The organism is Bacillus sp. PK3-067, assembly GCF_056738645.1.
Window position 1 is genome coordinate 5,126,975 of record NZ_CP096490.1, and the last position, 11,875, is coordinate 5,138,849.

Genomic DNA, 11,875 nt, shown 5'->3' on the forward strand with positions numbered 1-11,875 from the left:
AGACTCGAAATGGAACTGCTCCAGTTAAAATACTTTCAGACAGTGGCACGACTAGAACATATGACAAAGGCAGCTGAAGAATTGCATATCGCACAACCTTCACTCAGCAAAACAATCGCTAGACTCGAAAAGGATTTAGGCGTCCCTTTATTTGATCGCCAAGGTCGACAGATTACTTTAAATTCTTTCGGAAAAGTATTTTTGAAACGAGTAGAGCGTATTTTTCATGAATTAAGCGAAGGGGAACGAGAAATTAAAGATTTAGCCGAATTACAACAAAGCTCTATTACACTAGCCGTTTCTATTCCGAGAATATTGCCAGAACTACTTGGCTCTTTTTTACTAGAACATCCTAACGTTCGGTTCCAACAATTTCTGGCATCCACTCCTTCTATGAAACGACAACTAGATAATATAGAAATTGACTTTTGTATCTCCTCTGTGCCAATTGAAGGAGAAGAAATTGTTTGGGAACCACTTATTACAGAAGAAATTTTCTTAGTCGTCCCTTCAGGCCATCGTTTATCAGGCCGAGAAAATATCCACCTCCATGAAGTAAAGGACGAACCGTTCATTAGTATGAACACTGGCTATGGATTTCGGCACTTAACAGATGAATTTTGTAAAGAAGCTGGTTTCACTCCGCATATTGCTTTTGAAGTCGATGAACCGACCGTAATTAGCGACCTCATTAAGCACGGTCTCGGCATCGCTTTTGTTCCAAGTTTAACTTTATTAAAAAACTCTACTTTAGCATCAAGCAAGTTGCGTATTATTGAACCCACTTGTCAGCGAACCATCGGATTAAGTTGGTCAAAAAAACGCTACTTATCAAAAACAGCTCAGCAATTCCGTGAATTCGTGATTGACTACTTCTCTAATATTAGGACATAAAATTATATGAACAAATAAAAGGTGCCAACCTCATATGGTGGCACCTTTTATTGTTCACTCTTTTTTAATTCCATTTCAGCTAAAAGCGGCAATACGTTATCAAAAATATGCGTATTATTATTTTCACCTGTTACATATCCACCGTAATATCTACTAAATACATTGTCATTTCGGAATGTGGCCATATGATCATACAATTCCTTCGCAAACTTTGTATCACCTGTTTGTAGTACGTACAAAATCGTTAGTCCGTACGCGGCCGGCGATTCATAATTCACAGTTTGTTTTCCCGTTTCTAAATTGTAACGACCGTATAGCTTTCCATCCTCCTGGAACTTCTTCTTTATAAATTCCAAATAAGCGGCTGATGAAAGACCACCTAAACTTCGATGATATGCAACGTATGATTGGTCAATAAGATTCACTTCTTTATCGTACGTAAATGTACCATCTTCTTTATACTCTTTTGGGAATGCCCAGCCATGCCTTGGATAATCAGCTAAAAATTGAACGACTTCCTGATATTGCTGAGCAGAAACTTTGCCGTACTTCTTCATATAGGAGAATGCACGCGGATTTATGTATGATGTTGTTACAAAATTATTTTGTTTTCCTGCATCTGCATCATAATAATCAACATAATAATTATCTTTTTTATTATAACGAAGTACAGCATCACTTAATTGATCGGCAAGGTTTTTATAACGCTCTTCCTTATACATTTCATAAGCACGATATAATTGTTCTATAATACGAAGATCATCTATAAGTGCATTTGTAGCTGACTGCCTCTCTCCCTTTTCAGAGAGTTTCCATAAAACGATATGATTCTTATATATGAAATTATCTTGAATAACCTTTACTTGCTCATCAAATAACGCCTGATCATCTTTATCAAGTGTATACTGTAACCATAATCCCGCCGATTCTGATAAAGCTTCACGTCCCTTAGCTTCACCCGTACCTGCCTTAGTATCTACTAAACGATACGTGGCAAGTGTTCCATTGTCATTCACCATATGTCTTAAAATAAAATTTTCTGTACGGTTTCCTTGTAAAGCTGACCAAAATACAATTCCACCTAAAGCGATTAAGAAGATAACTCCAATCCCTATATATAAACGTTTCCGCAATCTTTTCACCTCCCTAGTAAGGCTAACCTTAATTTTATCAGAACATACATAAATTTAAAAAAGACAATCTATTAGATTGTCTCCCGCATTTCTATCCCCCGCAAACCTCTTTAGAAGGTTTATATAGCGATTGTACAAGTCGATCATATTCACGACGTGTAATTTCTTTATTATATAGCTTCAATAATAAATCTCTATGCTCTTTTGAAAATGCCATCTTTTTAATGACTTCAGGATACATAAAACACCCTCTCCATTTCACATAAACTTCTTGATTCCGAAAAACAGAACTTATGTTCGCATAAAAGATTATAAAAGATTCCTGAGCAAAAAACAAACAAAACATGACCAACTATTTATTTCTTTCTATTCAAAATATTACAACATTATATTATCATATTCACTTTTTAAATACATATATATTTTTGGTAGTTTTTTTGAATAAATCTTCCAATTCAATCAGAAAATAATGGCAAAAAAGAAGAGGAGTTTACATATGGATACGGTAACATTAGCAAGAGCATTTTTTGGTTCTTCATTAGCATTCCACATTATCTTTGCAACACTTGGGGTCGGTCTTTCATTGATGATTTTTATAAGCGAAATACTCTATCACTGGAAGAAAGACTCCGACTATGCCATTATGGCGAAAAGATGGACAAAGGCGTTTGCTATTCTTCTCGGTGTAGCAATTCCAACTGGAACAATTGTTGGTGTGCAAATCTCACTTCTTTGGCCTGGTTTCGCCAAAATTGTTGGGCAAGTTATTTCTGTTCCCTTCCAAATTGAGATTTTTGCCTTCTTTTTGGAGGCTTTATTCATGTCGATTTACGTATATGCAGCTGATAAACTTCCTCCATTTATGAGATTAATCTCGCTATTTTTCGTCATGCTTGGTGCCACGGCATCCGCCGTGCTCATTACATCAGCAAATACATGGATGAATACACCAGCAGGCTTTTCAATGAATCCAGATGGATCTGTTTTTAACGTTGATCCGTGGAAAGCTTTCTTTAATCCAAGTTTTGGCACAAGTGCATTCCATGTTGTTATTACGGCTTATGCAACTGGTGCGGCTGTCATTGCTTCTATCGCTGGATTTAAATTATTGAAGAAAAATTTAAGTACACGTGAAATTGCTTATCATAAAAAAGGGCTACTATTAGGGCTTGTCGTTACATTTATTACAGGCGCTACGATGTGGCTTTCAGGACATGAATCAGCGATTGCCTTACATAAACACTCACCTGAAAAACTTGCATCTGCTGAAGCTTTATTTGAAACGACATCACACGCACCGCTATCCATTGGCGGAGTTGTGGATCCCAATACACTTGAACTAAACTATGCACTTGAAATTCCCAACATGCTTAGCTTATTAGTGGGACTAGACCCTAGCACTGTCGTAAAAGGTCTAAAGGAATTTCCCCAAGAAACATGGCCACCATTTTATACACATACACTATTCAACTTAATGGTCGGCACCGCTGCGTTTACCTTTGCAGTTGCAGCAATTGCACTCTTATATTGGTACTTCGTTTACCGAAAAAAGGGAACAGAACTACCGAAGTGGCTACTTTGGGGGGCTACCGCATGCGGACCAATTATGATGCTCGGTATTGAATTCGGATGGATTTTCAGTTGTAGCGGTCGTCAACCATGGACAATTTATGGTATGCAACGTACCGTCGATGCATCTACACGCGCCGATTTCGTCGGTCCTTTATTTGTTTTGTTCATCATTTTATATATTGGACTCGCTATTTTAACAGTCATTGTTCTACGGACATTCTTTAGAAGACATCCATTAAAGAATGATTTACAACACCAAGGAGGCGATTCTCATGCATGAGGAAAGTATTGCAATCATCATCTTATGGGCCCTTATTTTCGTATACAGTATATTAGGGTCCATCGATTTTGGAGCTGGTTTTTGGGGCATGGTATACGCCAAACATCCAACTCTCGCTGCCAAACTAGCGAATCGGTACTTATCACCCACTTGGGAAGTAACAAATACGTTTCTTGTTTTCGTCGTTGTCGCATTTCTCGGCTTCTTTCCGAAAGCGGCCTTTACTCTTGCGACAGTAATGTTCGTACCAGTTATGTTAATTTTAGTGCTCGTTGCAGTACGTAGTACGTTTATGGTATTTGCTTACTCCTTACCAAAATATCAGTACCTTCTTCGGGTTATTTCAGGTATTACTGGTCTCTTAATTCCAGCACTATTAATTACCGTTTTACCCGTTACAGAGGGAGCCTATATTACAATGTCTGAAGGAAAAGAAGTACTCCTGTATGGAAAACTTCTTTCTAGCCCGGTTATCTACTGTTATATGCTCTTCGGACTAACGTCTGAACTATTTCTCTCCTCTCTCTTTCTTGCTGATTTTGCGAGAGAACAAAGTTCAGAAGATACGTATAGAATTTATAGAAGAAATGCTATCATTCTTGGTCCTGCAACGCTCGTTACAGCAATCATCGCCCTCGTTGTAATGGACCCAGAAACACATTGGCTTATGCAAGGATTAATAAAGCAATTCCCGTGGTTTACAGTTTCTATTGTTTTATTCGTTATCGGATACTCGTCCCTTTGGTGGACAAACAAAAAATACAATACACTAGGATACCCTCGCATTGCCGTTTTAGCTGTCGTCGCTCAATATGCATTTGCCAGCTACGCTTACGGCGTCGCGCATTTACCTTATATTATTTATCCTGACGTAACTGTATTTACAAGCTTTACAACGAAAGAAACGTTCTATGCACTGCTCATTCTATACGCAATTGGGATTGCAATTTTATTACCAGGATTTATTTTCTTCTGGAATTTATTCTTGAAGGATCGTACTTTTTTGAAGGAAAAATAATATAGTCTTGGAGTCTGTCCCAAAAGGCATTTTGGAATAGACTCCTTTTGTCATGTTTTGTCGATAAGTCGATATATTTTAAAAATCGCTGATATATTTTAAGTTGCGCCGATATATTTCAATAATCGCTGATATATTTTAAGTTGCGCCAATATATCTCCATAATTGCCCATATAAATCTCATTTACTACCTTACTGCCCAATCAATTTATAGACTCCTATCACAATAGTTATTTCACTACGAGTGACACTTGTCCTTTAGCTTGAAAAACACATATTCGCTTCATCTCGTTATACGTCTAGTTCTTCTTATTTTTTGCTGAATATACTACCAATATAAACTTGAGACAAGCTACATCTGTTCAAGGGAAAATAGAAAGGTAGGCAAAATATGAGCATTGAAATATGGATTACTATTATTGTATTCTTCTTAACGATGATCGTTATCTTTTGGCGGCCTCGAGGTTTGAATGAGGCGTGGCCAGCAGCAATCGGAGCTGGTATCATCATAATTACTGGACTTGTATCAAAACCAGACGTCATGGATATTATAAGTAAAATTGGCGGTGCTTCCATAACAATATTAGCGACCATCGTCATGGCAGTTATATTAGAAAGCTTCGGCTTCTTCCATTGGTCCGCAGCGAAACTGGCAAATCTAGCGAAAGGTTCTGGACGCCGTCTATACTGGTATATTCAATTATTATGTTTTCTTATGACTCTTTTATTTAATAACGACGGTAGTATTTTAATTACAACTCCCATTTTAATTCTTCTTCTAAAAAACCTTCAATTAAAACCACATCAACAAATTCCTTATTTATTAAGCGGAGCTTTAATCGCTACCGCATCTAGTGCACCAATTGGTGTAAGTAATATCGTAAACTTAATTGCATTAAATATCGTTAATATGACTCTTTATATGCATACTGCTATGATGTTTGTACCTGCAACATTAGGCTTATTATTTATGTCATGGCTCATGTATACAGTTTTGAAGAAAAAACTTCCGAAAAAATTACCTGTTTCTTCATATGATATTGAAGAAATTTTCTTCACGAAAAACTTCCATCCACTAAAAGGAAATAATTCTGTTGATACGAAACAAAAACGGACAAGATTCATGTTAAAAGTATTAGGTTTCGTCTTCCTGATGCGCTGTCTTCTATTCGTTGCATCCTTCTTATCCATCCCAATTGAAATCGTTGCAGTACTTGGTTCACTCGTTCTTCTCATTTGGAGATGGTACTACTTACGAACAAATCCTGTCGACATTTTGAAAAAGACACCGTGGCACATTTTAATTTTCGCCTTCTCTATGTACGTCATTATTTACGGACTCCACAACGCAGGATTAACAGCTGCACTTGTACAATGGCTCGAGCCAATTGTGAATCAGCATCTACTCTATGCTAGCTTTGCAATGGGCGGACTTGTATCCATCCTCTCTAACGTCTTCAATAACCATCCTGCCCTTATGATTGGTACAATCACATTAACAGAAATGGGACTAGATCCAGTCACATTAAAAACAATCTATCTTGCAAACATCATTGGTAGTGACATCGGTTCACTATTACTACCAATTGGTACACTAGCTTCACTCATTTGGATGTATATTCTGAAACAAAACAAAATTAAAGTAAAATGGAAAGACTATTTAAGTGTATCCCTTATCGTTATCCCGCTCACAACAGTCGTCACACTATTCCTCTTATTCTACTGGGTACATCTCTTCTTTGCCTTATAAACAACAGAATCCCCATTTGCTACCGTCTTAGCAAATGGGGATTCTTCTATAATAAAGTTAGGTACTACAGTGTGATCAATCAAGTAAAGAGGTGTAACATATTATTGATATAAATGACTACCAGCTTCTTTAAATTCTTCTGCTTTCTCTTTCATTCCTTTTTCAATTGCTTCTGTCGTTTCTAAATCATTTTCTTTTGCATACTCACGAATATCATGCGAAATTCTCATACTACAAAACTTCGGTCCACACATTGAACAGAAGTGAGCTGTCTTTGCCCCTTCTGCAGGCAATGTTTCATCGTGATATTCCATCGCACGTTCAGGATCTAAAGATAAATTAAATTGATCGCGCCAACGGAATTCGAAACGTGCTTTTGAAAGTGCATCATCACGCTGATGAGCCGTTTTATGTCCTTTCGCAAGATCAGCCGCATGCGCTGCAATTTTGTACGTAATAACACCCGTGCGTACATCATCTTTGTTTGGCAAACCTAAATGTTCTTTCGGCGTTACATAACAAAGCATCGCCGTTCCAAACCAACCGATCATCGCAGCTCCAATTGCCGATGTAATATGGTCATAACCTGGTGCAATATCTGTCGTTAGTGGCCCAAGTGTATAAAACGGCGCGCCCTGACAAATATCAAGCTCTTTCTCCATATTCTCTTTAATTAAGTGCATCGGTACGTGTCCAGGTCCTTCAATCATAACTTGCACATCATGTTTCCAAGCAATTTTCGTTAATTCGCCAAGTGTTTCAAGCTCAGAGAATTGTGCTTCGTCATTTGCATCTGCAATCGATCCTGGACGTAATCCATCTCCAAGAGAGAACGAAACATCGTACTGCTTCATAATTTCACAAATCTCTTCAAAATGAGTATATAGGAAGTTTTCTTTATGATGGAATAAACACCACTGCGCCATAATCGAACCACCACGCGAAACGATACCTGTCGTACGCTTTGCAGTAATTGGAATGTAACGAAGCAATACACCAGCGTGAATCGTAAAGTAATCAACGCCTTGCTCCGCTTGCTCAATTAACGTATCACGGTACACTTCCCATGTTAAATCTTCTGCAATTCCATTTACCTTTTCAAGCGCTTGATAAATCGGCACAGTTCCAACTGGTACAGGCGCATTACGAATAATCCACTCACGCGTCGTATGAATGTTTTTACCTGTAGATAAATCCATAATCGTATCTGCACCCCAGCGCGTTGCCCACGTCATCTTCTCTACTTCTTCTGCAATAGAAGAAGATACAGCAGAGTTTCCGATATTTGCATTTACCTTCACGTGGAAATTACGCCCGATAATCATCGGTTCTGCTTCTGGATGATTAATATTCGCTGGTAAAATAGCGCGGCCTTCTGCGATTTCCTTACGAACAAACTCCGGCTCTACTCCTTCACGAATTGCAACGTATTCCATCTCAGACGTAATAATGCCATTACGCGCATAATGCATTTGCGTAACATTTGCACCTTGCTTCGCTCTAAGCGGCTGGCGATCCATTTGCGGGAAAACAGGTGTATGTTTCGAAGCCACTTTCACACCATCATCCTCTGGTTTCACCTCGCGCCCTTCATATGCCTCTACATCCCCGCGCTCCATGATCCAAGAATGACGCGGCGTTGGAATTCCCTTTTCCAGCTCCACTTTATACGCCGGATCCGTATAAGGACCGCTCGTATCATACACACGGACTGGAGGATTTGGGATGCCGTTCGTTTCGCTTTGTTCAATCTCACGCATCGGCACTTTCATGCCTGCGCGTGGTCCATCCACATATACTTTCTTACTCCCTGGTAAACTCGATTTCAATTCAATTTGCTCAGCTGAAACAGACTGTTTCATAACCTTTGTTGCCTCCCCTGTTCGTGACAAGGACGAGATATGGCCAGCGCATGCCAAAATAAAAAGAGCCAGGTCCATAAAAAAATAAGGACCTGGCTCATAAAAGACATCATTATGTAAAGCCGTTAACTTCCCTACGCTGGTACGAGCCAGATCAGGTCCAAAGGGTTAAGAAGTTCACGCGCTTCTCTCTCAGCCTACGCATACGTTAGGCACCCCTAGTTTATCACTGATTTAATTTTCAATACTTTCCCATCATACACGATAATCTGAAAAATGCAAAGGTTATTTCTTTTTCTCTTTATGGAATCATCCACGTTAAATAATATGCTTGAACATACGTTATAATACCAACAATAATTATGAAGAACACCCTATTGTAAAAATAGTTTATGATTTAACATGGGAGTTTAAAAACATCTTCACCACAAAGAGTGTTGAGAATCTCAACCATTGTATTAAGAAAATTAAGAATACTAATATACAAGAGTTTAAGAACTTTACGAATGGATTAGCCCGGGATATTGAAGCTGTCAGAAATGCGGTAACTTATGAGAATAATAATGGTCTTGCCGAAGGGAGCATAAACAAGTTAAAGCTTATTAAAAGAATCATGTATGGTCGATGCAAATTCTCCACATTGCGGACAAAGATTCTACTTTTGGAGAGAATGAGACTTTTCAACTAACTCCGGGAAGAACCATTTTTTACTTGCCAAATACATTCATCAGTCCCGTTTGCCAAAGAGCCTTTGTCTCTGCTGTATTTCGCTACAACTGCTACTGTTACCTGCCATACAACCTGCAATAGAGATAGGTAACAATTTACTATACAAGGAACAAAATTGACCTGCTCCTCCATTTAGTGATTTAACTATCTTTATTATTCAGAGCTAAAACTCAAAGAAAAATCTCTTACATTTATTGTAACGTAATTTCCTTAATATGTTAATTATTTTTTGTTGTCTTGTTAGTTAAAGGGGTACTTAGTACAAAAAATAACCGTAGATAGTAGCACGAACACTGTTCTTGTTATAATTATTTTTTTTCAGAACGTCTATAATCCTCTTTTAAAAAATATATGTAAATATAATAAAAAACGAATGATTAATAGAAATATTCTACACCACTCGTTTTTTATCGGACTTCTTTTTACTGTACTTTTATTTTCTTTATGAGTTATTAGAAAAATAATTGTCTATATAAGTCTTTATTTTTTCAAAATTCTTTTCCATAAATAAGATTGCTGGTACTTCAATTATTGGAAGATTATTTTCATTATCAAAAGCTGGACACGGTTTGGGAACTACCAAATAGTCAACTGAGTTTTTATCCCTAATATAATTAATTGAAACATCATAATACTTAGAAAAATATTCCTTCAAATCATCCTGATTCCTTAAAAATGGTAGAGAAAATATTGAACCATAATTTATACCAGCGTCGACAATTAATACAAAGCATATTTTTTTCATGATACACCCTCCTCGTATAATAAGTTTTAAGTTAATAACTGTTCCTTGAAAATTAAATAGTTTTTATCTTCAAGAGCTACATCAAAAAAATGATGTATGGGTAAAATTTAGTCTTGGATACTGGGGGATTTCCCCAGATAATGGAAGTGCGGAAATGGATCCATCGGGAATATGCTTACTCCTCCTGTAGTTCGACCACGTTAAAAGACTGTGACCCAGACCAAAATGCACTGCATACGCACAAGCTGTATCGGTTTCCTTCACTTACCTCTCATAATGGTGGGAGGGGCAGCTTAGATGAAGGCAATCATTGAATACTCATACGCGAGGTTGTGGCTATGTTTTTGACTCTAGGGAGATCCCCACAGTATCCAAGCTCATTCCAAATACTATTCAAAGAAAGGAGGTCCTTTCTTTGAGATTATTCGTAGCTATTGATGTAAGCTCTGAAAAACTTGATGTATGTTTTCTTGACAGTCATGACACTGTTTTGAAAGAAATTTGTCTTTCAAACGATGTGAATGGTGCCAACGCCATTAAGGAGGATGTTCTCCATTTTCATCAGTTGTACAACTATAAAAAAATTGTCATTGGTATGGAATCTACTTCCGTCTATAGTTTCCGTCCTTCCATGTTCCTAACGGAAGATAAGGATTTGAGGGCTTTAGACGTGGAAGTGGTCGTACAAAATCCAAAAGCCATCCATCGGTATAAAAAACTCTTTGAAGAAGATAAGACCGATAAAATAGATGCTTTCCGTATTGCCGATTTTTTACGAACCGGACGGTATAATAAGTTTCTTATCAAGGAGGAAAAATACGTTGCCCTTCAACGTTTAACACGATCTAGATATCAACTCGTTCACCAGCAAACAGAATGTAAGCAACACTTTCTGAAGAACCTTTACTACAAATGTAATACGTTATCGAAAGAGTTAAATACCTCTGTTTTTGGTGCGACGATGATGGAAATACTCTCAGATTCCCTTTCGTTGGATGAAATCGCAGAAATGGATCTAGAAGCACTCGCTACTCTTCTTCAGAAAAAGGGGAAAGGACGCTTTAGCGACCCGGAAGATTTAGCGAAAACCATCAAGAAATCCATACGTGACTCCTACCGACTAGGTAAGGTCGTTCAAGACTCTGTGGACGTTGTATTAGCCACTTATGCACGATTGATTCAAACATTGAAAAAACAAATCAAAGAGATAGAAAAAAGCATTACTGCTTTATTCTAAGCCATTCCAGAAGCGAGATATTTAACAAGTGTTCCAGGCATTGGAGTCGTATACGCCGCGGGAATCATTGCGGAAGTTGGACAAATTGAACGCTTTGAGAACGAAGCACAATTGGCCAAATACACCGGTCTTTACTAGAAAAAATCGCAATCTGGAAACTTTGAATCGGAACGAACACCCATGACACGAACGGGAAACCAGTATCTTCGTTATTACATGGTTGAAGCTGCCAACTCTGTACAACTTCGTGAAGCTACTTACCGTGCTTATTATTTAAAGAAATATGATGAAGTTCCGAAATACAAACATAAAAGAGCCCTTGTCTAAAGCCGTAACTAGATTCGCTAAATTGTTTTTCAAATATTGAACCAAGCACTTGACTGATTGCTTGTTGAACAAGCCTATCCACTACTGTCGGTATTCCCAATTTGCGCATCTTCCATAAAAAGAGCCAGGTCCATAAAAAAATAAGGACCTGGCTCATAAAGACATCATTATGTAAAGCCGTTAACTTCCCTACGCTGGTACGAGCCAGATTAGGTCCAAAGGGTTAAGAAGTTCACGCGCTTCTCTCTCAGCCTACGCATACGTTAGGCACCCCTAGTTTATCACTGATTTAATTTTCAATACTTTTCTATCATACACCATAATTTGG

At 37.9% G+C, this 11,875-nt stretch carries 10 protein-coding genes, 3 pseudogenes and 2 riboswitches; of the genes and pseudogenes, 7 read left to right on the top strand and 6 right to left on the bottom strand.

What is annotated here, in order from left to right:
• Nucleotides 1–9 precede the first annotated feature (9 nt).
• The gene (locus tag M1D73_RS26500; protein ID WP_481157979.1) at nucleotides 10–894 is read left to right on the top strand and encodes a LysR family transcriptional regulator; all 885 of its coding nucleotides are present in this window, start codon (nucleotides 10–12) and stop codon (nucleotides 892–894) included.
• A 47-nt stretch (nucleotides 895–941) separates the two neighbouring features.
• Here M1D73_RS26500 and M1D73_RS26505 read toward each other — a convergent pair whose 3' ends face one another.
• On the bottom strand, nucleotides 942–2,027 hold the full coding sequence (locus M1D73_RS26505) for a hypothetical protein (protein WP_001231662.1): 1,086 nt from the start codon (nucleotides 2,025–2,027) through the stop codon (nucleotides 942–944).
• 91 nt (nucleotides 2,028–2,118) lie between these two features.
• Nucleotides 2,119–2,268 carry a hypothetical protein gene (locus M1D73_RS26510; RefSeq protein WP_000283180.1) on the bottom strand — a complete coding sequence of 50 codons (150 nt, stop codon included), beginning with the start codon at nucleotides 2,266–2,268 and terminating at the stop codon, nucleotides 2,119–2,121.
• 255 nt (nucleotides 2,269–2,523) lie between these two features.
• Between M1D73_RS26510 and cydA the strand changes: the two genes are divergently transcribed.
• The 3 genes from cydA (at nucleotide 2,524) to M1D73_RS26525 (ending at nucleotide 6,647) form a co-directional block, all read left to right on the top strand.
• Nucleotides 2,524–3,879: a cytochrome ubiquinol oxidase subunit I gene (gene cydA / locus M1D73_RS26515; protein ID WP_000381979.1), complete on the top strand. Its 1,356-nt coding sequence runs from the start codon at nucleotides 2,524–2,526 to the stop codon at nucleotides 3,877–3,879.
• A complete protein-coding gene (locus tag M1D73_RS26520) occupies nucleotides 3,872–4,897 on the top strand; it encodes a cytochrome d ubiquinol oxidase subunit II (protein ID WP_000544186.1) in 1,026 nt (341 codons plus the stop codon). The genes cydA and M1D73_RS26520 overlap by 8 nt, the downstream gene beginning before the upstream one ends.
• Nucleotides 4,898–5,288: 391 nt before the next feature.
• Entirely contained in the window at nucleotides 5,289–6,647 is a 1,359-nt protein-coding gene (locus M1D73_RS26525) for an arsenic transporter (RefSeq protein WP_000021123.1), read from the top strand.
• A gap of 101 nt (nucleotides 6,648–6,748) precedes the next feature.
• Here the strand turns inward: M1D73_RS26525 and thiC are convergent, their stop codons facing one another.
• Both thiC and M1D73_RS26535 read right to left on the bottom strand, forming a co-directional pair.
• Complete coding sequence (gene thiC, locus M1D73_RS26530; protein ID WP_000814450.1) at nucleotides 6,749–8,509, bottom strand: phosphomethylpyrimidine synthase ThiC; 1,761 nt, start codon at nucleotides 8,507–8,509, stop codon at nucleotides 6,749–6,751.
• A 114-nt stretch (nucleotides 8,510–8,623) separates the two neighbouring features.
• A riboswitch (TPP riboswitch) is annotated at nucleotides 8,624–8,739 on the bottom strand.
• A gap of 71 nt (nucleotides 8,740–8,810) precedes the next feature.
• Nucleotides 8,811–8,882 (bottom strand): annotated as a pseudogene (locus M1D73_RS26535) (L-lactate permease); the annotation flags it as partial.
• 45 nt (nucleotides 8,883–8,927) lie between these two features.
• On the opposite strand from M1D73_RS26535, the gene M1D73_RS26540 reads away from it, so the two are divergent.
• The gene (locus M1D73_RS26540) at nucleotides 8,928–9,197 is read left to right on the top strand and encodes a transposase (RefSeq protein ID WP_371400274.1); all 270 of its coding nucleotides are present in this window, start codon (nucleotides 8,928–8,930) and stop codon (nucleotides 9,195–9,197) included.
• 483 nt (nucleotides 9,198–9,680) lie between these two features.
• Here the strand turns inward: M1D73_RS26540 and M1D73_RS26545 are convergent, their stop codons facing one another.
• Entirely contained in the window at nucleotides 9,681–9,983 is a 303-nt protein-coding gene (locus M1D73_RS26545; protein WP_000717611.1) for a hypothetical protein, read from the bottom strand.
• A gap of 415 nt (nucleotides 9,984–10,398) precedes the next feature.
• Between M1D73_RS26545 and M1D73_RS26550 the strand changes: the two genes are divergently transcribed.
• Together M1D73_RS26550 and M1D73_RS26555 are read left to right on the top strand one after the other, a co-directional pair.
• Nucleotides 10,399–11,220: an IS110 family transposase gene (locus tag M1D73_RS26550; protein WP_001236335.1), complete on the top strand. Its 822-nt coding sequence runs from the start codon at nucleotides 10,399–10,401 to the stop codon at nucleotides 11,218–11,220.
• Nucleotides 11,221–11,286: 66 nt separating this feature from the next.
• Nucleotides 11,287–11,547: pseudogene (locus M1D73_RS26555) on the top strand (transposase).
• Here the strand turns inward: M1D73_RS26555 and M1D73_RS26560 are convergent.
• Nucleotides 11,543–11,659: pseudogene (locus M1D73_RS26560) on the bottom strand (reverse transcriptase domain-containing protein); the annotation flags it as partial. The pseudogenes M1D73_RS26555 and M1D73_RS26560 overlap by 5 nt on opposite strands.
• Nucleotides 11,660–11,716: 57 nt before the next feature.
• Nucleotides 11,717–11,832: riboswitch (TPP riboswitch) on the bottom strand.
• Nucleotides 11,833–11,875 lie beyond the last annotated feature (43 nt).

Coding starts and splice junctions, on each gene's coding strand:
- M1D73_RS26545 (WP_000717611.1), bottom strand. CDS start 9,983: ATGAAAAAAATATGCTTTGTATTAATTGTCGACGCTGGTATAAATTAT.
- M1D73_RS26510 (WP_000283180.1), bottom strand. CDS start 2,268: ATGTATCCTGAAGTCATTAAAAAGATGGCATTTTCAAAAGAGCATAGA.
- cydA (WP_000381979.1), top strand. CDS start 2,524: ATGGATACGGTAACATTAGCAAGAGCATTTTTTGGTTCTTCATTAGCA.
- M1D73_RS26500 (WP_481157979.1), top strand. CDS start 10: ATGGAACTGCTCCAGTTAAAATACTTTCAGACAGTGGCACGACTAGAA.
- thiC (WP_000814450.1), bottom strand. CDS start 8,509: ATGAAACAGTCTGTTTCAGCTGAGCAAATTGAATTGAAATCGAGTTTA.
- M1D73_RS26525 (WP_000021123.1), top strand. CDS start 5,289: ATGAGCATTGAAATATGGATTACTATTATTGTATTCTTCTTAACGATG.
- M1D73_RS26520 (WP_000544186.1), top strand. CDS start 3,872: ATGCATGAGGAAAGTATTGCAATCATCATCTTATGGGCCCTTATTTTC.